Origin of the sequence: Enterobacter sp. 22466, assembly GCF_052044775.1 — a bacterium.
Classification (GTDB): Bacteria; Pseudomonadota; Gammaproteobacteria; order Enterobacterales; family Enterobacteriaceae; genus Enterobacter; species Enterobacter dissolvens.
This window is the reverse complement of sequence record NZ_JBQENX010000014.1, coordinates 57,962-80,028: the sequence shown is the minus strand read 5'-3', so window position 1 is coordinate 80,028 and position 22,067 is coordinate 57,962. Positions and strand designations below refer to the sequence as shown.

20 protein-coding genes are annotated in these 22,067 nt (G+C 55.5%); 4 read left to right on the top strand and 16 right to left on the bottom strand.

From position 1 onward, the window contains the following. Positions 1–167: 167 nt before the first annotated feature. The 4 genes from hemG to pepQ are packed head-to-tail and all read right to left on the bottom strand — an operon-like array spanning position 168 to position 4,161. The gene (gene hemG, locus ACTJJI_RS24450; RefSeq protein WP_440655865.1) at positions 168–713 is read right to left on the bottom strand and encodes a menaquinone-dependent protoporphyrinogen IX dehydrogenase; all 546 of its coding nucleotides are present in this window, start codon (positions 711–713) and stop codon (positions 168–170) included. Positions 714–723: 10 nt separating this feature from the next. After that, a complete protein-coding gene (gene trkH / locus ACTJJI_RS24445; RefSeq protein WP_013099227.1) occupies positions 724–2,175 on the bottom strand; it encodes a Trk system potassium transporter TrkH in 1,452 nt (483 codons plus the stop codon). A gap of 40 nt (positions 2,176–2,215) precedes the next feature. Beyond that, a complete protein-coding gene (locus tag ACTJJI_RS24440; protein WP_014833685.1) occupies positions 2,216–2,830 on the bottom strand; it encodes an IMPACT family protein in 615 nt (204 codons plus the stop codon). Then, a complete protein-coding gene (gene pepQ, locus ACTJJI_RS24435; RefSeq protein ID WP_014833686.1) occupies positions 2,830–4,161 on the bottom strand; it encodes a Xaa-Pro dipeptidase in 1,332 nt (443 codons plus the stop codon). The genes ACTJJI_RS24440 and pepQ overlap by 1 nt, the downstream gene beginning before the upstream one ends. Before the next feature lie 190 nt (positions 4,162–4,351). Between pepQ and fadB the strand changes: the two genes are divergently transcribed. Together fadB and fadA are read left to right on the top strand one after the other, a co-directional pair. Then, positions 4,352–6,541, top strand: coding sequence for a fatty acid oxidation complex subunit alpha FadB (gene fadB / locus ACTJJI_RS24430; RefSeq protein WP_440655862.1), 2,190 nt, complete (start codon positions 4,352–4,354; stop codon positions 6,539–6,541). Between the two features lie 9 nt (positions 6,542–6,550). Further along, complete coding sequence (gene fadA, locus ACTJJI_RS24425; RefSeq protein WP_025757514.1) at positions 6,551–7,714, top strand: acetyl-CoA C-acyltransferase FadA; 1,164 nt, start codon at positions 6,551–6,553, stop codon at positions 7,712–7,714. Between the two features lie 161 nt (positions 7,715–7,875). Here fadA and fre read toward each other — a convergent pair whose 3' ends face one another. Together fre and ubiD are read right to left on the bottom strand one after the other, a co-directional pair. After that, positions 7,876–8,577: an NAD(P)H-flavin reductase gene (gene fre, locus ACTJJI_RS24420; protein WP_014833689.1), complete on the bottom strand. Its 702-nt coding sequence runs from the start codon at positions 8,575–8,577 to the stop codon at positions 7,876–7,878. 30 nt (positions 8,578–8,607) lie between these two features. Then, a complete protein-coding gene (ubiD, locus tag ACTJJI_RS24415; protein ID WP_014833690.1) occupies positions 8,608–10,113 on the bottom strand; it encodes a 4-hydroxy-3-polyprenylbenzoate decarboxylase in 1,506 nt (501 codons plus the stop codon). Between the two features lie 170 nt (positions 10,114–10,283). Between ubiD and rfaH the strand changes: the two genes are divergently transcribed. Then, positions 10,284–10,775, top strand: a complete 492-nt coding sequence (rfaH, locus tag ACTJJI_RS24410; protein WP_182380955.1) for a transcription/translation regulatory transformer protein RfaH — start codon at positions 10,284–10,286, stop codon at positions 10,773–10,775. On the opposite strand, the gene tatD is transcribed toward rfaH, so the two are convergent. The 9 genes from tatD to udp form a co-directional block, all read right to left on the bottom strand. Next, the gene (gene tatD / locus ACTJJI_RS24405) at positions 10,772–11,554 is read right to left on the bottom strand and encodes a 3'-5' ssDNA/RNA exonuclease TatD (RefSeq protein ID WP_221345863.1); all 783 of its coding nucleotides are present in this window, start codon (positions 11,552–11,554) and stop codon (positions 10,772–10,774) included. The two genes, rfaH and tatD, sit on opposite strands and share 4 nt — an antisense overlap. Before the next feature lie 41 nt (positions 11,555–11,595). Then, a complete protein-coding gene (gene tatC / locus ACTJJI_RS24400) occupies positions 11,596–12,366 on the bottom strand; it encodes a Sec-independent protein translocase subunit TatC (RefSeq protein ID WP_014833692.1) in 771 nt (256 codons plus the stop codon). Positions 12,367–12,368: 2 nt separating this feature from the next. Continuing rightward, a complete protein-coding gene (gene tatB / locus ACTJJI_RS24395) occupies positions 12,369–12,911 on the bottom strand; it encodes a Sec-independent protein translocase protein TatB (protein WP_440655858.1) in 543 nt (180 codons plus the stop codon). 3 nt (positions 12,912–12,914) lie between these two features. Then, the gene (gene tatA / locus ACTJJI_RS24390; RefSeq protein WP_014833694.1) at positions 12,915–13,169 is read right to left on the bottom strand and encodes a Sec-independent protein translocase subunit TatA; all 255 of its coding nucleotides are present in this window, start codon (positions 13,167–13,169) and stop codon (positions 12,915–12,917) included. 76 nt (positions 13,170–13,245) lie between these two features. Beyond that, positions 13,246–14,886 carry a ubiquinone biosynthesis regulatory protein kinase UbiB gene (ubiB, locus tag ACTJJI_RS24385; protein ID WP_014833695.1) on the bottom strand — a complete coding sequence of 547 codons (1,641 nt, stop codon included), beginning with the start codon at positions 14,884–14,886 and terminating at the stop codon, positions 13,246–13,248. Continuing rightward, complete coding sequence (gene ubiJ / locus ACTJJI_RS24380) at positions 14,883–15,488, bottom strand: ubiquinone biosynthesis protein UbiJ (RefSeq protein WP_046889421.1); 606 nt, start codon at positions 15,486–15,488, stop codon at positions 14,883–14,885. The genes ubiB and ubiJ overlap by 4 nt, the downstream gene beginning before the upstream one ends. Before the next feature lie 13 nt (positions 15,489–15,501). Next, complete coding sequence (ubiE, locus tag ACTJJI_RS24375) at positions 15,502–16,257, bottom strand: bifunctional demethylmenaquinone methyltransferase/2-methoxy-6-polyprenyl-1,4-benzoquinol methylase UbiE (protein WP_013099241.1); 756 nt, start codon at positions 16,255–16,257, stop codon at positions 15,502–15,504. Between the two features lie 66 nt (positions 16,258–16,323). Next, positions 16,324–17,781, bottom strand: a complete 1,458-nt coding sequence (gene rmuC, locus ACTJJI_RS24370) for a DNA recombination protein RmuC (RefSeq protein WP_014833697.1) — start codon at positions 17,779–17,781, stop codon at positions 16,324–16,326. Between the two features lie 138 nt (positions 17,782–17,919). Further along, entirely contained in the window at positions 17,920–18,681 is a 762-nt protein-coding gene (gene udp / locus ACTJJI_RS24365) for a uridine phosphorylase (RefSeq protein ID WP_003860792.1), read from the bottom strand. A gap of 255 nt (positions 18,682–18,936) precedes the next feature. On the opposite strand from udp, the gene ACTJJI_RS24360 reads away from it, so the two are divergent. Further along, the gene (locus tag ACTJJI_RS24360) at positions 18,937–19,743 is read left to right on the top strand and encodes a dienelactone hydrolase family protein (RefSeq protein WP_046889419.1); all 807 of its coding nucleotides are present in this window, start codon (positions 18,937–18,939) and stop codon (positions 19,741–19,743) included. A gap of 61 nt (positions 19,744–19,804) precedes the next feature. On the opposite strand, the gene metE is transcribed toward ACTJJI_RS24360, so the two are convergent. Next, positions 19,805–22,066 carry a 5-methyltetrahydropteroyltriglutamate--homocysteine S-methyltransferase gene (metE, locus tag ACTJJI_RS24355; RefSeq protein ID WP_440655854.1) on the bottom strand — a complete coding sequence of 754 codons (2,262 nt, stop codon included), beginning with the start codon at positions 22,064–22,066 and terminating at the stop codon, positions 19,805–19,807. Between the last annotated feature and the right edge of the window lies 1 nt (position 22,067).

Below are 22,067 nucleotides of genomic sequence, written 5' to 3'. Positions count from 1 at the left end.
CGCTTTCCCGCTTCAGAGTCAAGCGTTTAATTTGCTTTTCTCTGCTGACCCGGCGGCGTGTGTGCCGTTGTTCCGTGTCAGTGGAGGCGCATTATAGGGAGTTATTCTGAAGTGACAAGCACAAAATACAAAAAACTTTTCGTTCGCTCACTTTTCAAACTCTGTGCTTATTTATGCTGCGAATCGCGTGATAAATGCGCGATTTCCCGCGCAAAACTGGCCACCTGAGACCAGTCGGTATAAACCACTTCTTTACGCGTATCGGTTTCACCGCCGGTCATTTTCATAATCAGGCGAATCATAAAGCGGTCATACCAGCGATAGCGAGGATAACGCAGCGCCCCTGCAAAGACCGCGCAGAGATCGGGCCGCCACGGAGAGTTCAGTAAAAACTTGCGCGTATAGCTGTTGGTCTGCGGTGTACGCTTTTCTGCTTTGCGCGCCACCAGGTTGACCGAGTAGAACGCCCCTGGCAGCTTATTGAGTACCGCCGTATGCTTTTTCACAAAGCGATCCAGCGCAGGATGGAAATGACCGTAACGAATAGACGCCCCGATGACTACACGATCGTAATCCTGCCAGGTGATTTGCTCCGTACGGTTCAGGTTCACCACATCAGAGTAAATGCCCAGCTCTTTTAATTCAGAAGCCAGATAAGAGGCAATCTCACGCGTTTGCCCGTCTCGCGTAGAGAAAAGAATAAGTGTTTTCACCGACGACTCCTTATTCGCGCCAGAATGTTGGGGTGAACAGCACCAGCAGCGTAAAGACCTCGAGACGCCCAAACAGCATATTGGCGATTAAGATCCATTTCGCGACCGGGTTCATACTGGCAAAGTTATCCGCCACGACCCCCAGGCCAGGCCCGAGGTTATTAAGTGTTGCCACAACGGACGCAAAGGCAGAGAAATCATCCACCCCCGTCGCGATGATCGCCAGCATACTGACGATAAAGACCAGGGCATACGCCGAGAAGAACCCCCACACCGCTTCAAGGATACGTTCCGGCAGTGCCCGGTTACCCAGCTTGATGCTATAGACCGCATTCGGGTGCACCAGGCGTTTTAACTCACGGTTCCCCTGCTTAAAGAGCAACAGAATACGAATCACCTTCAGGCCACCGCCCGTCGATCCGGCGCAGCCGCCAATAAACGCAGAACACAACAGCAGCACGGGCAGGAACAGCGGCCAACGGGCAATGCTGTCCGTGGTAAAGCCTGCGGTTGTCGCCATCGACACCACCTGGAAGAACGCCTGGTTTAGCGTGGTCAACGCCGAGTTATAGACATCGTGGAACCAGAGCACCAGCGTACAGATGACCACCAGCGTGAGCTGGACGCCAATAAACATGCGGAACTCCGGATCGCGCCAGTACACCTTAAGGCTACGTCCGCTGAGTAATGAGAAGTGTAGACCGTAGTTACAGCCGGAGATCAGCAGGAAAATAGCGATAATCGTATTAATAGTTGGGCTATCAAAGTAGCCCACGCTGGCATCGTGGGTAGAGAATCCGCCGATGGCGATTGTCGCGAAGCTGTGCCCAATGGCATCGAACGCAGGCATGCCGGCAAACCACAGCGCCAGCGCACAGGCGACAGTCAGTAAAACATAAATCAGCCACAGGGTTTTCGCCGTCTCGGCAATACGCGGGCGCATCTTGTTATCTTTCAGTGGCCCCGGCATTTCTGCCCGGTACAGCTGCATGCCCCCGACGCCCAGAATCGGCAGGATAGCCACAGCCAGGACGATGATCCCCATACCACCGAACCATTGCAGCATCTGGCGATAAAAGAGAATGGCGTGGGGTAACGAATCCAGCCCCACCAGCGTTGTCGCCCCGGTGGTCGTTAAGCCGGAGAAGGATTCAAAAAAGGCATCCGTGATGCTCAGGTTGGGTTGTTCGGAGAAGATAAAGGGCAGCGAACCGACGCTCCCCAGCACCGTCCAGAACAGCACCACAATCAGAAACCCTTCACGTGATTTTAACTCACCTTTCTGACGACGGTTTGGCCACCACAGCAGTGAGCCAATCGCCAGTGCGACAAAGAAGGTCTGGGTAAATGCCCGCCCCGCACCGTCCCGGTAGATAAGCGCCACCAGTCCTGGGAGAATCATCGTCCCGGAAAAAAGTATGACCAGCAGTCCAACGATTCGGGTTATGGCACGAAAATGCATCTCTGCCGCTTCCTTTGGTATTCAAAAAGTGAGGTGGGGATTATTCTTCAATCGGCAGCAATTGCAACGAACCGCGACTAAAATCCGCCAGTTTTGCCGAAAAAGCAGCCAGTTCAGCCTGAGGAAGCGCCACACGCAATTGCACCATTGCCTGGTAATCACTGTGTGCAATCACACCGTTAAACTGTTTGAGCAGCGCTTCGACACCCGATAGCTGGGCGTAGTCGCACAACAAAGTATATTCGGTGAGTGGCGTTTTGCGGGTGGTGACCAACATATTAAGCGCCTGCTGTACGCCACCGCCATAGGCTTTAACCAGCCCACCGGTACCTAACAAGATGCCGCCGTAGTAACGAACGACCACGGCGGTTATTTCGCCCACACCGCTGCCCATGAGCTGGGAAAGCATGGGTTTACCGGCAGTGCCCGCAGGCTCACCGTCATCAGAAAACCCCAGCTGCTGCGAGTCGTCCGGCGGCCCGGCGACCCACGCCACGCAGTGATGACGTGCATCAGGATGCGCAGCGCGGACAGACTCTACAAATGCCTTTGCCGCCTCTACGCCGTCGGTGTGTGCCAGCAGCGTAATAAAGCGGCTTTTCTTGATTTCCTCAACAAAGGTGACCGGTTCAGCCGGTATCAGCCAGCTTTCCATCAGGCCAGCTTCAGGTCTCGCGTCATATTCTCGATACCGTTCTCATGAATCACCACGTTATCTTCGATACGAATGCCGCCAAACGGTTTCAGCGCGTCAATTTTTTCCCAGTTGAAGTGCTTGCTGAACTGACCTTCGCGCCATGGCGCTAACAGCGATTCGATAAAGTAGATCCCCGGCTCAATGGTCAGCACCATGCGCGGTTCAAGAATACGCGTGCAGCGCAGGTAAGGATATTTAGACGGCGCGGCAAGGTGCGTGCCGGTATCATCCTGCATAAAGCCCGCGACATCGTGTACCTGCAGACCCAGCGGGTGGCCGATACCGTGCGGCATAAAGGGCCCGGTCAGATCGTTTTCGACCATCGCCTCTTCGCTCATGTCTTTCACAATCTGGTGTTTACGCAGCAGTTTAGCGATGCGCTGATGGAACTGGATGTGGTAATCCACATAGCTGGTTCCGGCTTTCATGGTGCTGATCAGCGCCAGTTGCTCATCGTTGACGTCTTTAATCAGGTGCGCAAAATCGGTATCCGCATTGGCCGCCCAGGTACGGGTCAGGTCTGCCGCGTAGCCGTTGTACTCTGCACCCGCGTCCAGCAGGAAGCTGCGCATCTCAGACGGCACATGGTGATCCAGTTTGGTGTAATGCAGCACAGACGCATGTTCATTCAGGGCGACGATGTTGCTGTACGGCACATCGGTATCACGGTGACCGGTCGCGGTGAGGTATGCCTGATTGATATCGAACTCGCTCATACCGGACTGGAACGCTTCATGCGCCGCACGGTGGCCATTCACCGCCGTTTTTTGCGCTTCACGCATGCAGTAAAGTTCGTAGTCGGTTTTATACGCGCGGTAATAGTGCAGATAATCCAGCACCCCTTTCGGGTTGAGTTTGTCTGCCGGGATATCCAGCCCCAGCGCACGCTCGGGTACCGGACCAATGTAGGCGATATTGCCACGCGCGGCTGGCAACAGGCTGCCAATACCGTCGGCTTTTGGTAACGCAATAACGTCCACTTCTTCTGTCCAGAAGCTGGTCGGCAGTGGCTCAACGTTGTGCCAGTAATCGACTGGCAGATAGAACCACAGTTTCGGCTTGTTCACGCCATCCACCAGCAACCAGCAATTTGGCACCTGGGTTACCGGCACCCAGGCCTTAAACTGCGGGTTAACTTTAAACGGATACGCATGGTCGTCCAGAAAGGTATTCATCAGCTCGCCGGAGTGGATTAACAGCGCATCCAGCTTAAAGCGGGCGAGTACATCACGGGTACGTTCCTGTAGGGTAACGATATGATTTTTATAAAGCGAAGCCAGTGAGTCCATCATTCTTCCTTTCGTTTTTTTGACCTCAAGTCCTCGCATCTTAGCACACCTGTCTCCGGCTGCGTGATTTCCACCGACCGTGATCAATGCAGCAATTTCTTAATGAGTAATTTGCATTTTATTAACATAAATCCCACACTCCGACTCATCTGGTATGACCAGATCCACTTGCTGGATTCAGGAGACTGACATGCTCTACAAAGGCGACACCCTGTACCTCAACTGGCTGGAAGATGGCATTGCCGAACTGGTGTTCGATGCCCCCGGCTCAGTCAATAAGCTCGATACCGCGACGGTGGCCAGTCTTGGCCAGGCGCTGGATGTACTTGAAAAGCAAACTGATTTAAAAGGGCTGCTGCTGCGCTCGAACAAAGCGGCCTTTATTGTCGGTGCCGATATCACCGAATTTCTTTCACTGTTCCTGGTGCCTGAAGAACAGCTGAGCCAGTGGCTGCACTTTGCCAACAGCGTCTTCAATCGTCTGGAAGATCTGCCTGTCCCGACCCTTTCCGCCGTTAACGGCTACGCGCTGGGCGGCGGCTGTGAATGCGTGCTGGCCACCGACTACCGCCTTGCCACGCCGGATCTGCGCATCGGTCTGCCGGAAACCAAACTGGGCATTATGCCGGGCTTTGGCGGCTCCGTACGTATGCCGCGCATGCTGGGCGCCGACAGCGCCCTGGAAATCATTGCCGCAGGTAAAGATGTCGGCGCAGAGCAGGCACAAAAAATCGGCCTGGTCGATGGCGTCGTGAAACCAGAAAAACTGATTGAAGGCTCCCTTGCCATTCTGCGCCAGGCCATTAACGGCGATCTCGACTGGAAGGCCAAACGCCAGCCGAAACTGGAGCCGTTAAAGCTCAGCAAGATTGAAGCGGCCATGAGCTTCACCATCGCCAAAGGTATGGTGATGCAGACGGCGGGTAAACACTACCCGGCGCCGATCACGGCGGTGAAAACCATTGAAGCCGCAGCCCGCTTTGGCCGCGACGAAGCACTGAAGCTCGAAAACCAGAGCTTTGTCCCGCTGGCACACACCAATGAAGCCCGCGCGCTGGTTGGCATCTTCCTCAACGATCAGTTCGTGAAAGGCAAAGCAAAACAGCTGACGAAAAACGTTGAGATGCCAAAACATGCGGCGGTCCTTGGCGCAGGCATTATGGGCGGCGGCATCGCTTACCAGTCTGCCTGGAAGGGCGTGCCGGTGGTGATGAAAGATATCAGCGAGAAATCCCTGACGCTGGGGATGACCGAAGCGGCCAAGCTGCTCAATAAACAGCTGGAACGCGGCAAAATTGACGGTCTGAAACTCTCAGGCGTGATCTCTACTATCCAGCCCGTACTGGAATACACCGGTTTTGACCGCGTCGATGTGGTGGTTGAGGCCGTGGTAGAGAACCCGAAAGTGAAGAAAGCGGTGCTGGCCGAAACGGAAGAGAAAGTGCGTCCGGAGACCGTACTGGCCTCTAACACCTCGACGATTCCGATTAGCGAGCTGGCAAGCGTCCTGAAGCGCCCGGAAAACTTCTGCGGAATGCATTTCTTCAACCCGGTGCACCGTATGCCACTGGTCGAAGTGATCCGCGGTGAAAAAACCTCTGACGACACCATCGCAAAAGTGGTGGCGTGGGCCAGCAAGATGGGCAAAACCCCGATCGTGGTCAACGACTGCCCGGGCTTTTTCGTCAACCGCGTGCTGTTCCCTTACTTCGCGGGTTTCAGCCAGCTGCTGCGCGACGGCGCGGATTTCCGCAAAGTCGATAAAGTGATGGAAAAACAGTTCGGCTGGCCAATGGGTCCGGCGTATCTGCTGGATGTGGTTGGCATTGATACCGCGCATCATGCACAGGCGGTTATGGCAGCGGGTTTCCCGCAGCGCATGCAGAAAGATTATCGCGATGCGATTGACGCCCTGTTTGACGCCAACCGCTTTGGTCAGAAAAACGGTCTGGGCTTCTGGCGCTATAAAGAAGACAGCAAAGGCAAACCGAAGAAAGAAGAAGATCCGGCGGTGGATAGCCTGCTGGCCGGGGTGAGTCAGCCAAAACGTGACTTCACGGACGATGAAATCATCGCCCGGATGATGATTCCAATGATCAACGAAGTGGTGCGTTGCCTCGAAGAAGGCATTATCGCCAGCCCGGCAGAGGCCGATATGGCGCTGGTCTATGGCCTGGGCTTCCCTCCGTTCCACGGCGGCGCGTTCCGCTGGCTGGATACGCTCGGCAGCGCCCGCTATCTCGATATGGTGCAGCAGTATCAACACCTCGGCCCGCTGTATGACGTGCCGGAAGGGTTGCGTAACAAAGCGCGCCATAACGAACCCTATTACCCAGCAGTTGAGCCAGCCCGCCCGGTTGGCGAGCTGAAAACGGCTTAAGGAGTCACAATGGAAAAGGTTGTCATTGTTGATGCGATTCGCACCCCAATGGGCCGTTCAAAAGGCGGTGCCTTCCGTAACGTGCGTGCTGAGGATCTCTCAGCACACCTGATGCGTAGCCTGCTGGCGCGTAATCCGGCGCTGGACCCGGCTGCGCTCGACGATATCTACTGGGGCTGTGTGCAACAGACGCTTGAGCAGGGCTTCAACATTGCCCGTAATGCGTCGCTGCTGGCGGAGATCCCGCATTCGGTGCCGGCAGTGACCGTCAACCGTCTGTGCGGTTCCTCAATGCAGGCGCTGCATGATGCGGCGCGTATGATCATGACCGGCGATGCCCAGGCCTGCCTGGTCGGCGGCGTGGAACACATGGGCCATGTGCCAATGAGCCACGGGGTCGATTTCCACCCTGGCATGAGTCGTAACGTGGCGAAAGCCGCAGGCATGATGGGACTGACCGCCGAAATGCTGTCCCGTCTGCACGGCATCAGCCGTGAAATGCAGGATACCTTTGCCGCGCGTTCTCATGCTCGCGCATGGGCCGCCACGCAATCCGGCGCGTTTAAGAATGAGATCATCCCGACCGGCGGCCACGACGCTGACGGCGTTCTGAAACAGTTCAGCTACGACGAAGTGATCCGTCCGGAAACCACCGTTGAAGCGCTGTCCACACTGCGTCCGGCGTTTGATCCGGTTACCGGCACGGTTACAGCAGGGACCTCGTCAGCGCTGTCTGACGGAGCGGCCGCGATGCTGGTTATGAGCGAAAGCCGCGCCCGCGAGCTGGGGTTAACACCACGCGCTCGGGTACGTTCGATGGCGGTTGTAGGATGCGATCCTTCAATCATGGGTTACGGCCCGGTTCCGGCCTCGAAGCTGGCGCTGAAAAAAGCGGGATTGACCACCAGCGATATCGACCTGTTTGAGATGAATGAAGCGTTCGCCGCGCAGATCCTGCCGTGCATCAAAGATCTGGGGCTGATGGAGCAGATCGACGAGAAGATTAACCTCAACGGCGGCGCGATCGCCCTCGGTCACCCGCTGGGCTGCTCCGGGGCGCGTATTAGCACAACGCTGATTAACCTGATGGAACGCAAAGACGCGCAGTTTGGTCTGGCAACGATGTGTATTGGGTTGGGTCAGGGTATCGCGACGGTGTTTGAGAGAGTGTAAGGCGATAACGTAGGCCCGATAAGCATCGCGCCATCGGGCTTTTGCCGGGAGGCGCTGCGCTTTCCCGGCCTACGAGAGGTACCTCGCCGCAAGTGACGCCATTGGCGAAGAGAGACAGTTTAGTTGCCGTTCTTCCCGCCTGTCAGGGGCGGGTTTTTTATTTAGATAAACGCAAACGCATCGCCAAACAGACGATCTTCACGTGCATCACGTTCGTTACAGAACAGGTCACGGGCAATTTTCGCCATCTCAAAGCGGCCCGCGATATAGATGTCGTGCCCTGCCAGCGTGCCATGATCCTGCAGTACCGCCGTCAGCACCGTCCCGCTACGCCCACGCCAGCCCTCTTCCGGCTGCTCAACCACCGGCTCAACACGCAGGTTGGGATGGTTAACGCTCAGCGCTTCCAGCTCAGAGAGGTCGTAGAGATGTTTCTCTTCGCGGCCACCCCAGTAAATGGTGATATCACGGTCTGGATTACGGGCCAGTGCGGTCAACAGAATAGAGCGCACATACGAGAAGCCTGTGCCGCCAGCGATCAGGATCAGTGGACGGTCTTCGTCATCGCGCAGCCACGCTTCACCGTGTGGAATATCCACTACGATTTCGCGTTCCTTCAGGATCCGATCCATCACCGCCATCGCATACAGGTTAAGCTCTGACGCACCAATATGAAGCTCAATAAATTCCTGCTCCGCTGGCGTTGAGGCCATAGAGAAAGGACGCTTATCACGTTCATCCATCACGACCATCAGGTACTGACCAGCACGGAAAGAGAATGCCGCTTCAGGCACTAAACGGACGCGATATACGGTGTCGGTGATAGCATCTACCGAGGTCACTTTACAGCTTAAGGTTGTCATTCGCTCTCTCTGTCGGGAAGTCTATAGGGCTTAACGGTCAGCCTGCGGTTTACCGTTACTCATTATGGCCAGTTCGTCCCAGATCGCGTCAATTCGCGCGGTCACAGCAGGATCTTTCTTGATCGGGCGACCCCATTCACGGTCGGTTTCGCCAGGCCATTTATTTGTGGCATCCAGTCCCATTTTTGAGCCAAGACCGGAAACCGGCGAGGCAAAATCCAGATAATCTATCGGCGTGTTTTCCACTAACACCGTGTCGCGTGCCGGATCCATTCGCGTGGTAATGGCCCAGATAACATCATTCCAGTCGCGGGCGTTAACGTCATCATCGCAGACAATCACAAATTTGGTATACATAAACTGGCGCAGGAAAGACCATACGCCCATCATCACGCGTTTCGCGTGGCCAGGATACTGCTTCTTCATTGTGACCACCGCCAGGCGATACGAGCATCCTTCAGGCGGCAAATAGAAATCAACAATTTCCGGGAACTGCTTTTGCAGGATCGGCACAAACACCTCATTCAGCGCCACGCCCAGCACTGCGGGTTCGTCCGGTGGACGTCCGGTATAGGTGGAGTGATAAATCGCATCTTCACGCTGGGTAATGTGCGTGACGGTAAACACCGGAAAGTTATCCACTTCGTTATAATAGCCCGTGTGGTCACCGTACGGGCCTTCGGGTGCCAGCTCGCCCTGTTCAATGTAACCTTCCAGGACAATCTCTGCACTCGCGGGCACTTCGAGGTCGTTAGAGATACACTTCACGACTTCCGTTTTGGTGCCACGCAACAGTCCTGCGAAGGCATATTCCGACAGCGTATCCGGCACTGGCGTGACCGCGCCCAGAATGGTGGCGGGGTCGGCACCTAACGCAACAGAGACCGGAAAACGCTCGCCCGGGTGCGCAGCGCACCACTCCTGGAAATCCAGCGCGCCACCGCGATGCGACAGCCAGCGCATAATAAGCTTATTCTTGCCAATCAGCTGCTGGCGGTAAATACCCAGATTTTGACGCTCTTTGTGTGGCCCGCGTGTGACGGTGAGCCCCCAGGTGATGAGTGGCGCAGCATCTTCAGGCCAGCACTGCATGATCGGGATTTTGGTCAGATCAACCGCATCGCCTTCCAGCACTTTCTGCTGGCATGGCGCGCCGCGAAGGCGTTTGGTTGGCATGTTCAGTACCTGCTTAAACTGCGGCAGTTTATCGAACAGATCGCGGAAGCCTTTCGGTGGCTCAGGCTCTTTCAGAAACGCGAGAAGTTTACCTACTTCACGTAACGCGGTGACGTCCTCTTGCCCCATGCCCAACGCCACACGGCGAGGGGTTCCAAACAGGTTGCACAGCACCGGCATTGAATAACCTTTCGGGTTTTCAAACAGAAGCGCCGGACCACCGGCACGCAGGGTGCGGTCAGCAATTTCTGTCATTTCCAGATAAGGATCGACAGGAAGCGTAATGCGTTTGAGTTCGCCCTGCTTTTCCAGCAGCGTCAGGAAGTCGCGGAGATCGTGGTATTTCATGCAGTTAATCATGGCCTCTCTGTAAGCGCTTCATTATACGGCGTAAGCCTGCGTGATGCTGTAATTTTGTTAAATTAGCGTGAACTTCTGCATCCTGTTCCCATTTCGGCCATTATAATCAACTTAGCGATCCCGCCAGGGTTTTGATATGCTTGCGCCCGAAACTAAGGGAAAGAGTGATTATGCAGGCCTGGTATTTACTGTATTGCAAACGCGGGCAGCTTCAGCGCGCGCAGGAACATTTAGAACGTCAGTCTGTAAATTGCCTGACACCCGTGATCACGCTTGAAAAAATGCAGCGCGGGAAGCGCACAACCGTCAGTGAGCCGCTATTTCCGAACTATTTGTTCGTGGAATTCGACCCGGAAGTGATCCACACCACTACCATCAGTGCCACGCGTGGCGTCAGCCATTTTGTCCGTTTTGGTGCGCACCCGGCAACGGTGCCGTCGACGGTGATCCATCAGCTTTCGATTTATCAACAACCTGAAGATATTACCGACCCGGAAACCCCGTACGCGGGAGACAGTGTTGTCATCACCGAAGGTGCCTTCGAAGGCCTGCAGGCGATATTCGCCGAGCCAGACGGTGAAGCACGCTCCATGCTGTTGCTCAATCTGCTTAATAAGCAGGTGCTGCAAAGCGTGAAAAACACCGACTTCCGCAAAGTTTAAAAATCAATGCCAAACAGGCGACGCACGTTGTCATCTGTCTGCGCAGATAACCCATGCGGATCTTCTCCGCGCCACTGCGCCACGCTCGTCAAAATATGCCCCAGACAGGCCGGTTCGTTACGTCGCGATGCCGGCTTAGGTTTCATATCACGCGGCAATAAATAAGGCGCATCGGTTTCGAGGAGCAACCGGTCGGCCGGGATCGCCGGCAACAGTTCGCGAAGCGCGAGCCCGCGACGTTCATCGCACACCCAGCCGGTAATCCCCAGATAAAGCCCACGATCCAGACAGTCCAGCGCCTCCTGACGAGTACCGGTAAAGCAGTGCAGCACTGCGCCAGGCAGTTTATCCAGCCAGGGGTCCAGCAGCGCGAGGAAGCGCTCATGCGCGTCACGACAGTGCATAAACACCGGCATTTCAAGCTCGGCCGCCAGGGCGAGTTGCGCCGTAAACGCGTTTTCCTGTTCGGCAGGGGTGGAAAAATTGCGGTTGAAATCGAGGCCACATTCACCAATGGCCACCACTTCGGATGTTTTCGCCAGCCTGTGTATGATTTCAGCACTCTCCGAGGTCCACTGGCTACTGTCGTGAGGATGCACGCCCGCGGTAGACCAGCAGCGATCGTAGCGTTGAGCCAGCTGTCGCGCCTGCTCGCTTTCATGCAGATTGGTGCCTGTCAACAGCAGGCCTTTTACGCCAGCGTCAAACGCACGCGCCACCACGTCGTCACGATCTTTCGCAAACTGCGAACTGGTCAGGTTGAGTCCGATATCAAACATGCAGATCCCCATATGACAACCGCCCTGACGGGCGGCTGGTTTTACTCTTCAGTGCTCTTTTCAGAGACGTCGTCTTCGTCCTCTGATCGGCGCCCTTTCCCCACATAGAAACGCGAGAAGAAAACGCCAACCTCAAACAGGCAATACATCGGTATGGCCAGCAGCGTTTGCGAGAAGACATCGGGCGGCGTCAGCAGCATGCCGACCACAAATGCGCCGACCAGGATATACGGACGCTTCTTACGCAGGTCATCCGGGGTTGTCACCCCTACCCAGCAAAGCAGCACAATCGCTACCGGCACTTCGAACGCCACGCCGAACGCCATAAACAGCGCCATCACAAAGCTGAGATAGCTGGCGATATCGGTCGACACCTGTACCCCTTCCGGCGCGGTATGCGTCAGGAAGCCGAAGGCCAGCGGGAAGACCACGAAATAGGCAAACGCCATGCCGATATAGAACAGCAGCGAGCTGGAGACCAGCAGCGGGATCACCAGTTTGCGTTCATGCTTATACAAGGCCGGCGCCACAAACGCCCAGACCTGGTAAAGAATGACCGGAGCAGAAGCAATCAACGATACCCAGAACGTGAGCTTAATGGGCGTGAAGAACGGCGAAGCAACGTCCGTCGCGATCATCGTCGCGCCCAGCGGCATCTGCTTTATCAGCGGCGCAGAGACAACCTGGTAGATATCGTTGGCGAAATAAACCAGGCATAAGAAAATAACGAAAACCGCAATAATGCAGTTTAACAGGCGCTTACGCAGCTCTATGAGGTGCGTAATGAGCGGTTGAGTATCATCTACTGCCATGTTTACGCTTTATCACTCGACGAGGGGGATGATTCGGTAACAGGCGCGGCGGGCTTTGCCTCAGCCGCTTTGACCACAGGGTCTTCCGGCTGCGCCTGTTTTTTCAGTTCAGGTTCCTGCGGCGTATGTTCAGGCGCGGTGGCCTGATGCTCCGCGCTGGCAGGCGTTATGCCCTCGCGCTGCGCTTCACTGTTCTTCACCACCGGGTTGTGAATGGTGTTTGCTTCATCGCTCGCTTTTTCAGGATCGTTGACGCTGTAGGAGCGCTTCATGGATTCTGCCGCTTCGCGCAGTTCATCCATTGAAGCTTTCAGTTCCGGCGTCAGGTTATCCATGCTCGCCTTCTCAACCTTTTTCAGGCTTTCCTGAAATTCCTGCAGCTTAAGCTCCTGCGCCAGCTCGTTCTGTACGGTAGTCGCCAGCGAACGAAGCGCACGCACCCACCCCGCAACCGTTTTTACTGCAACGGGTAAACGCTGCGGACCCAGCACAATCAGGCCAATCACAAAGACCAGCAGCAGCTCACCAAAACCAATGTCGAACACGACTTATACCTGCTCTTTATCGTGGCGTTTAGCGTCTTCCTTTTTGGCATCTTCTTGCTTGTCGGAGATGGACTTAGCAGTGAAATCAGCATCCTGGCTGGTTTTATCCTGCTTGTTCTCATCATCGCTCATCGCTTTTTTGAAGCCTTTGATAGACGCGCCCAGATCGGAACCGATAGAACCGAGCTTTTTGGTGCCAAACAGCAGCACGACGATGACGGCAATAATTAACAATTGCCAGATACTGATACCACCCATACAAATTCCTCAGTGATAGATGATTAATTAGTCAGGCCGCATTATACGTACGCAGCCTGGTGATAGCGACGACTGTTCAGCGCGTCTTTCTCCAGCCAACGAACCAGACCACTATTCCGGCGGCCATCAGCCAGGCGGGCGCCATCTGCCAGTCCGGGCGGTTGATTAACAACAACGTACCACTTAGCAGCAGTGTTGCGCCAATACCAAACAGATAGCGAGACTGGCCCTGACGCACACGATTCGACTGAAGCTCGTGGGCGATTTTATCCATGCTGAGTTGCAGGTTCTTGCTCTGACGCAAACTGTCATACACCAGTTCAGGAAGCTCCGGCATTTTTTCAACCCAGAACGGGGCTTTATCTTTGAACGCACGTACCAGTGCCGGAATGCCAACCTGATCTTTAATCCAGGATTCCAGGAAAGGTTTCGCCGTCTTCCACAAGTCTAACTGAGGATAGAGCTGTCGACCTACACCTTCAACGTAAAGTAATGTTTTCTGGAGTAAAACAAGCTGTGGCTGCACTTCCATGTTGAAGCGGCGAGCGGTGTTAAACAGATTCAGTAGCACGTGACCGAACGAGATTTCCGCCAGCGGTTTTTCAAAAATCGGTTCGCAGACGGTACGGATGGCAAACTCGAACTCTTCGACATTGGTATCCGGCGGAACCCATCCTGAATCGACGTGCAGTTCGGCCACCTTACGGTAGTCGCGGTTAAAGAAGGCGATAAAATTCTCCGCCAGATAACGCTTATCTTCTTTATTCAGCGAACCGACAATACCGCAGTCAATGCCGATATATTGCGGGTCATCCGGATGCTCATAGCTCACAAAGATATTGCCCGGATGCATGTCTGCGTGGAAAAAGCTGTCGCGGAAGACCTGGGTAAAGAAGACTTGTACACCACGTTCGGCCAACAGCTTCATGTTCGTTCCCTGCTTCTCCAGGGCCACGACATCCGAAACAGGAATACCGTAAATACGCTCCATAACCATCATGTTCTGGCTGCAGTAGTCAGAATAGACTTCAGGGACATACAGCATCGGGCTGTTTTCAAAATTGCGACGCAGCTGGATGGCGTTGGCCGACTCGCGCAGCAGGTTCAGTTCATCGATTAGCGTTTTTTCGTATTCCCGTACCACCTCCAGCGGGCGCAGGCGGCGTCCGTCAGGGAGCAGACGTGGAACCCAGCGCGCCAGACGATAGATAAGCTTCATGTCCGCTTTGATGATCGGCAGAATATCCGGGCGGATAACTTTGATAACGACTTCTTTGCCATTCTCTTTCAGACGCGCGGTATGCACTTGGGCAATGGAGGCAGAAGCCAAAGGCTGAATGTCGAAATCGTCGAACCAGGTCTCAACAGGAATATTGCCCATCGCCTCTTCGATCTGTTTTTTCGCGCGCACGCCGTCAAACGGGGCCACGCGATCCTGCAGCAGCGCCAGCTGATCGGCAATCTGGGGCGGGAAAAGATCGCGACGGGTAGAGAGCATTTGCCCGAACTTAATCCATACCGGGCCCAGCTCCTGTAGCGCCAGACGCAGGCGTTCACCCAGCGGCTGACCTTTATGGCGATTAGGCATCCAGAACAACATCCGCCGCCAGATACGAAGCGGCAGCGTGATACGCATTTTGGGGATAAGCTCGTCGAGCCCGTAACTCAAAAAGGTGTGGACGATAAAATAGAGGCGCCGAATTTCACCAGGCGTCATTTGCCCTCCAGTTTTTCCAGCCGTTTGGTTAACGCATCAACCGCACGTTCAACAGCCGCGGTCTCTTCCGCGAACCAGGCCACTTCCAGCGGTCCGGGGGCCATACGCCACTCTTCGGTCAGCACTTCTGCCGCATAGCGCTGCTGACGTTGCAGGCTTTTACGCAGGAACGCGGTACCGCCATGCAGGGCTTTGCCGATCCCTTCCGCTGCAATGTCGCCAATAAAAGGCGCAAGCAGCTCTGCCGGGTCGAACTCAGCCAGATCGCTGAGCGCAACGAAATTTTGTACGACCTGTATGTCGCCTTCCACTTCCAGCTCACCGCTACGGATCAGCGCCGTCAGCTGCTGGCGGTCACGCAGTTTTGGCAGCACGCTCATGTGCGTGATAACAGAGCAGTCGGCTTCTCCTTCCCACTCCCCCAGAACGTCAAGCTGGCGTTCGCTGAAGACCAGCACAAGCGGCGTCGAGAACTCTTTTAAAACGATGCGTAATACCTTCCCATTAAGCCGCTGACGCGCGGCTTTTAGCGCCGGCGCACGATAGAGGAAGGCATTCAGTACATTCTCGATGCCTGCGGTGACTAAGGGTTTAAAGGGCACGGGACACCTCCACTCAGAACTTATAACCGCGATGCAGTGCGACGACACCCGCCGTCATGTTGAAATACTCAACGTTTTCAAACGCCGCGTCCTGCATCATGGCCTTCAGAGTGTCCTGATCCGGATGCATGCGAATGGATTCCGCCAGATAGCGGTAGCTTTCTGCGTCGTTTGCCACCAGCTCGCCGATACGCGGCAGAACGTGGAATGAATAGGCGTCGTAGGCTTTGCTCAGTGGCTCGATAATCGGTTTGGAGAACTCAAGCACCAGCAGACGTCCACCCGGTTTCAGCACGCGATACATTGAGCGCAGCGCTTTTTCTTTATCAGTAACGTTACGCAGGCCAAACGAGATGGTGATGCAGTCAAAGGTGTTGTCCGGGAACGGCAGCGCTTCGGCGTTTGCCTGCACATACTCAACATTCCCCACCACGCCGATGTTACGCAGCTTCTCGCGTCCCATTTTCAGCATGGAGTCATTGATGTCGGCCAGAACGACACGCCCGGTTTCACCCACCAGACGGGAGAACTTCGCGGTCAAATCGCCAGTACCACCGGCAAGATCCAGTACCGTTTGTCCACGACGTACACCGCTACAGTCGATGGTGAAGCGCTTCCACAAGCGATGAATGCCGAATGACATCAAGTCATTCATCACATCGTACTTCGCCGCCACGGAATGAAATACGTGGGCCACCATGTCAGCTTTCTGCGCTTTGGCGACAGTCTGAAAGCCAAAGTGCGTCGTGTCTTGTGAATCGTCAACCATCTCAGAGCCTGCTTATCAGTAAAATGTTCGTGAAGTGTAACAGATTGGGCGCGTTTGCCCTACGTTTCAACCACCACGTAAGAAACGCGCCAGATGCGGGTCTGGCGATAACTCTGCCGCTAACTCGTTGTCTTCACTGTCTCTCTTTTGTTCATCAGCGCCTTCCCGCAGGCGAAACTCTTCGTCCTGTGCCGTGGCTTGTTCAACCAGTTCCGGATTAATCTCGCGTTTAACCTCTACCCCCAGTCCGCGGAAGGCTTCGGCTTGCGCCAGCAGATTGCCACGCCCGGAGGCGAGTTTTTTCATCGCCTGGCGGTAGTTGTCCTGCGCGCGGTCCAGGCTTTGCCCGACCGAGGACATATCATCCACAAAGAGGCGCATTTTGTCGTACAGCTTGCTGGCGCGATCGGCAATCTGCTGCGCGTTGCGGCTCTGATGTTCATAGCGCCACAGGTTGGCAATGGTGCGTAACGCCACCAGCAGCGTGGTGGGACTGACCAGCATAATGTTGTTTTTCAGCGCTTCAGTTATCAGTTCGGGCTGTCTGTCGAGTGCCAGCAGAAACGCGGGCTCTACCGGGATAAACATCAGGACATAGTCAAGTGAGCGCAGCCCCGGCAGCTGCTGGTAGTCTTTTCTGCCCAGCAGACGAATATGGTTCCGCACGGAGGCAATGTGCTCCTGTAGCGCCGATTCGCGGGTGTAGTCATCCTCCGCGTTGAAGTAACGCTCATAGGCCACCAGCGTCATTTTGGCGTCAATCACCACATCCTTGCCCTGCGGCAAACGCACGATGACATCCGGCTGCATTCGCGAGCGGGCGTCGTTTTCGATGCTGACCTGAGTTTCGTATTCATACCCTTCACGCAGACCAGAGGCTTCCAGCACCCGGGTGAGGACGACTTCACCCCAGTTACCCTGCGTTTTGTTATCCCCTTTCAGGGCACGGGTCAGGTTGACCGCCTCCTGCGCCATTTGCGCATTCAGCTGCTGCAGATTACGAATTTCATGTGCCAGGGTGTGGCGCTCACGGGCCTCCTGACCAAAGCTGTCCTGCACCTGACGACGGAAACCGTCCAGTTGCTCACGCAGAGGCGTCAGGAGACTGTTCAGACTCTGGCGGTTTTGTTCATCAACGCGGCGGTTGCTGTGTTCAAAAATGCGGTTTGCGAGGTTCTCAAACTGTTCGCTGAGACGCTGCTCGCTGTTGATCATCTGGCGGATTTTATCTTCCGCATGCAGTTGAGTGGATTCAAGGCGGGTCGTTACTTCACGGAGATCGGCTTCCAGTGAAGTGTTGATATCACGCAGATTGCGCAGTTCGTTGTTGAGTAACTCGCACTCGTCTCGCCAGTGTTCACTCAACGCAAGTTGCTGTTTTGCCCCGCTTAGCTCGGCGACTATCTCTTCACGCTCTGCCAGCTGGTCGGCCTTTTGCTGCGCGTGCTGATAGCTGGAAATCAGCCAGCCTATCGCCACGCCCGCCAGCGCAATCACCGCGTAAATCAGGATTGAGAGATCCACAATGCCCCCTGCATCAACGTATTACCGCACAAAATAAGATTGTGCTGTATAAACGTCCAGTTTGAAAGGGTTTTCCTGCGAGGCGCTACGCAAAAAATAAAGGCCGAACGTGTCGGCCTTTGGTTGCAGAAGAGGGAACTAGATTAGACGACGCGCGGCTTCAACCACGATTTTCACCGCATGACTTTCGGTCTGCTTCATGGTTTCGGCGTTCGGGATCTCCTGCTGGGTACGGTTGACGATAACGCCCGCCACCATACCGGCACGCAGACCCTGGCTTGCGCACATGGTCAGCAGCGTTGCGGATTCCATCTCATAGTTCATCACGCCCATAGACTGCCACTCTTCCATAGAACCTTTAAAACGGCTCACCACACGGCCAGAGAAGGTGTCGTAACGCTCCTGGCCTGGGTAGAAGGTATCGGAAGAGGCGGTTACGCCCACGTGCGTGGTGGCGCCAACGGATTTCGCCGCTTCAACCAGCGCCGTCGTACATTCGAAATCGGCAACCGCCGGGAACTCCATCGGTGCAAAGTGCAGGCTTGCGCCATCCAGGCGCACGGACGCGGTCGTGACCAGCACGTCGCCGACGTTAATATGCGGCTGAATAGCGCCAGTGGTACCGATACGCAGGAAAGTACGGATGCCCAGCTGCGCCAGCTCTTCAACGGCAATGGAGGTAGACGGGCCACCGATACCGGTAGAGCACACAATCACGGCCTTACCATCCAGCTCTGCACGCCAGGTGGTGAATTCACGATGGGCTGCCAGCTTAACCGGCTTATCCATCAGCGCGGCGATCTTTTCCACACGCTCAGGATCGCCCGGGACGATAGCGAGCGTAGCCCCTTGTAAATCGTTTTTGGTGAGGCCGAGATGAAAAACATCAGACTTAGACATAGGTGACTCCTCTGTGGGTCGGTTAGTCAGAAGAAGTAAAACGGTACTTTACAGAAGCAATACGCATAATTTCGTGACACATCTCACCATGAATGAAAATGATTGCAGTAAATTTCCATAAAAAAGTGATTTACATCACATTAACAAGTTATATCGTGGCGTGCTGCACAAAAGATAGACCGTTTAAGGCACTGTGGGTTGTTAACCTGGTGTCTATATTTACCTTTGCGCTAACTCATTGGTACGGAGAATGCCATGACTGAAAAAACCGGTTTTGCACCTGCTGCGGCCCCGCATGCCTCGACCATCGTCTCAACGCCTGAAGACGCCATCACGGCGGGAGAGACCTCCATTCCCTCGCAGGGGGAGAATATGCCTGCTTACCACGCGCGACCAAAATCGGCTGACGGTCCGCTGCCGATCGTGATTGTGGTTCAGGAAATTTTCGGCGTTCACGAACATATTCGCGACCTCTGCCGCCGACTGGCGCTGGAAGGTTATCTGGCCGTTGCGCCAGAGCTCTATTTCCGTCAGGGCGATCCGAATGACTACAGCGACATCCCAACGCTTTTGAGCAACCTGGTCAGCAAAGTGCCGGATGCACAGGTGCTGGCCGATCTGGATCATGTTGCCAGCTGGGCGGCGCGTAACGGCGGTGATGCGCATCGCCTGATGATAACGGGTTTCTGCTGGGGGGGACGCATTAGCTGGCTGTATGCCGCACACAATCCGCAACTGAAAGCTGCCGTGGCCTGGTACGGTAAACTGGTAGGCGAAAAAACGCTGAACTCGCCAAAACATCCGGTTGATATCGCCACAGACTTAAATGCCCCGGTGCTGGGACTGTACGGTGGTCAGGACACGGGTATTCCACTCGATACAGTAGAGACTATGCGTCATGCGCTACGCGCGGCGAATGCGAAGGCGGAGATTGTGGTCTATCCGGATGCCGGGCATGCGTTTAACGCCGATTATCGTCCGAGCTATCACGCAGAATCTGCGAAAGATGGCTGGCAGAGAATGCTGGCGTGGTTTAGCCAGTATGGCGGGAAGAAAGCGTAAACATTAAAGCCCGGTGGCGGCGATGCCTTACCGGGCCTACATAACGGGAGCAACGAACGTCTTATCCCTGACGCAAATTCTGCGCCGCCTGCACCATGTTCGCCAGCGCCGCGCGGGTTTCAGGCCAGCCGCGGGTTTTCAGACCGCAGTCCGGGTTCACCCACAGACGCTCTGCCGGAATGCGCTGGGCGGCTTTCTTCAGCAGGGCTTCGATCCACTCCACGCTCGGCACGTTCGGGGAGTGAATGTCATACACACCCGGCCCGATTTCGTTCGGGTAGTCGAACTCTTCGAACGACTCCAGCAGCTCCATATCTGAACGCGAGGTTTCAATGGTGATCACGTCGGCGTCCAGTGCGGCGATCGAATCCATGATGTCGTTAAATTCGCAGTAACACATATGGGTGTGGATCTGCGTGTCATCCTTCGCCACTGCGGCGTTGATGCGGAATGCTTCCACACCCCACTGCAGATAGGCAACCCAGTCGCTACGACGCAGCGGAAGCCCTTCACGCAGGGCCGGTTCATCAATCTGGATGATGCCAATGCCCGCCGCTTCCAGATCCGCCACTTCATCACGCAGCGCCAGCGCAATTTGCTTCGCGATCGTTTCGCGGCTGACGTCCTCACGCGGGAAGGACCAGCAAAGAATGGTCACCGGACCGGTCAACATGCCTTTTACCGGCTTGTCAGTCAGGGACTGGGCATATTTAGCCCATTCGACGGTGATCGGGTGCGGACGGCTGACGTCACCGATCACCACCGGTGGTTTTACACAGCGGGAGCCGTAGCTCTGTACCCAGCCGTTTTGGGTAAAGACAAAACCGTCCAGATGTTCACCGAAGTACTCCACCATGTCGTTACGCTCTGCCTCCCCGTGAACCAGCACGTCCAGACCTAAGCGCTCCTGCTCCACAATCGCCTGTTTGATATGTTCCGCGATGCCGGTGCGGTAGTTGGCCGCATCAAGGTTGCCCTTTTTGAAGTCCAGACGAAGACCGCGGATCTCGGTAGTTTGCGGGAAGGAACCGATGGTGGTGGTTGGCCATGCAGGTAAGTTGAAACGGGCACGCTGGGCTTCAGCACGCACTTCATACGGGCTTTGACGCTGGCTGTCCTGCGCGGTGATGGCCGCCAGGCGTTTTTCCACCGCCGGGTTGTGAACGCGAGCCGAGTGACGGCGCGCCTGAATCGGGGCGCTCCATTCGGTAATCGCCGCCGTGTCACCGCTGTTCAGGGCATCACGCAGCAGAGCCAGCTCTTCACATTTTTGCAGCGCAAAGGCGAACCAGCTCTTCACTTCCGCATCCAGACGGGTTTCTACGCTGAGATCGATCGGGCTGTGCAGCAGGGAGCAGGAAGAGGCAACCCACAATTCACGTTTGCCGACGATATCCTTAATCTGCGCATATTTCTCTGTCAGATCGGCGCGCCAGACGTTACGACCGTTCACCAGCCCGGCAGAAAGCAGCCAGTCCGCTGGCAGGCGTTTATGCAGTTCTGCGACATTATCTTTGCCGTGCACCAGGTCAACGTGCAGGCCCTGCACCGGCAATCTGGTGATGGTGCCGAGGTTCGGCGTCACACCTTCAAAGTAGGTGGTAAGCAACAGCTTCACCTGCCCGGTGAGTGCATCGTAAGCCGGTTTGAAAGCATCAAGCCATGCTTGTGGCAGTTCGAGCACCAGCGCCGGCTCGTCAATTTGCACCCACTGAATACCGCGTTTGCCCAGCTCAATCAGCACCTGTTTGTAGACCGGCAGAATGTCCTTCAGCAGGCTCAGACGATCGAACGGCTCGCCTTTGACTTTCCCCAACCACAGGTAGGTCACAGGCCCCAGCAGCACCGGTTTCACCTGATGCCCCAGCGCCAGCGCTTCATCCACTTCATCCAGTAACTGGGTCCAGGTCAGTTTGAACTGCTGCCCTTTAACAAATTCCGGCACCATATAGTGATAGTTGGTGTTAAACCACTTGGTCATTTCCGCCGCTGCCGCTGGCTCACCGGTTGGCGCCCGGCCACGGCCGATGCGGAACAGCGTGTCGATATCTACCGATCCATCGTTGTTCTGATGACGAGCCGGTACGTTGCCAAGCAGCAGGCTGGTCGTCAGAACATGGTCGTACCAGGCGAAATCGCCCACCGGCAGCAGGTCTACCCCCGCCTGTTTTTGCTGCTCCCAGTGGCGGGCACGCAGTTCGCGGCCCACTGCCAGCAGCTCTTCACGCGTGGTGTTTCCCGCCCAGTAGCTTTCTTGCGCTTTTTTCAGCTCACGACGCAGGCCAACGCGAGGGAAACCGAGAGTGTGATTGCGGATTGTCATG

What these genes read in the sequence shown, in the direction of transcription:
- pepQ (WP_014833686.1), bottom strand. Translation starts at nt 4,161, where the DNA reads ATGGACTCACTGGCTTCGCTTTATAAAAATCATATCGTTACCCTACAG.
- udp (WP_003860792.1), bottom strand. Translation starts at nt 18,681, where the DNA reads ATGTCTAAGTCTGATGTTTTTCATCTCGGCCTCACCAAAAACGATTTA.
- metE (WP_440655854.1), bottom strand. Translation starts at nt 22,066, where the DNA reads ATGACAATCCGCAATCACACTCTCGGTTTCCCTCGCGTTGGCCTGCGT.
- ACTJJI_RS24360 (WP_046889419.1), top strand. Translation starts at nt 18,937, where the DNA reads ATGACTGAAAAAACCGGTTTTGCACCTGCTGCGGCCCCGCATGCCTCG.
- ACTJJI_RS24440 (WP_014833685.1), bottom strand. Translation starts at nt 2,830, where the DNA reads ATGGAAAGCTGGCTGATACCGGCTGAACCGGTCACCTTTGTTGAGGAA.
- ubiB (WP_014833695.1), bottom strand. Translation starts at nt 14,886, where the DNA reads ATGACGCCTGGTGAAATTCGGCGCCTCTATTTTATCGTCCACACCTTT.
- rfaH (WP_182380955.1), top strand. Translation starts at nt 10,284, where the DNA reads ATGCAGGCCTGGTATTTACTGTATTGCAAACGCGGGCAGCTTCAGCGC.
- ubiD (WP_014833690.1), bottom strand. Translation starts at nt 10,113, where the DNA reads ATGATTAACTGCATGAAATACCACGATCTCCGCGACTTCCTGACGCTG.
- fre (WP_014833689.1), bottom strand. Translation starts at nt 8,577, where the DNA reads ATGACAACCTTAAGCTGTAAAGTGACCTCGGTAGATGCTATCACCGAC.
- fadB (WP_440655862.1), top strand. Translation starts at nt 4,352, where the DNA reads ATGCTCTACAAAGGCGACACCCTGTACCTCAACTGGCTGGAAGATGGC.
- trkH (WP_013099227.1), bottom strand. Translation starts at nt 2,175, where the DNA reads ATGCATTTTCGTGCCATAACCCGAATCGTTGGACTGCTGGTCATACTT.
- ubiE (WP_013099241.1), bottom strand. Translation starts at nt 16,257, where the DNA reads ATGGTTGACGATTCACAAGACACGACGCACTTTGGCTTTCAGACTGTC.
- tatA (WP_014833694.1), bottom strand. Translation starts at nt 13,169, where the DNA reads ATGGGTGGTATCAGTATCTGGCAATTGTTAATTATTGCCGTCATCGTC.
- fadA (WP_025757514.1), top strand. Translation starts at nt 6,551, where the DNA reads ATGGAAAAGGTTGTCATTGTTGATGCGATTCGCACCCCAATGGGCCGT.
- tatD (WP_221345863.1), bottom strand. Translation starts at nt 11,554, where the DNA reads ATGTTTGATATCGGACTCAACCTGACCAGTTCGCAGTTTGCGAAAGAT.
- tatC (WP_014833692.1), bottom strand. Translation starts at nt 12,366, where the DNA reads ATGGCAGTAGATGATACTCAACCGCTCATTACGCACCTCATAGAGCTG.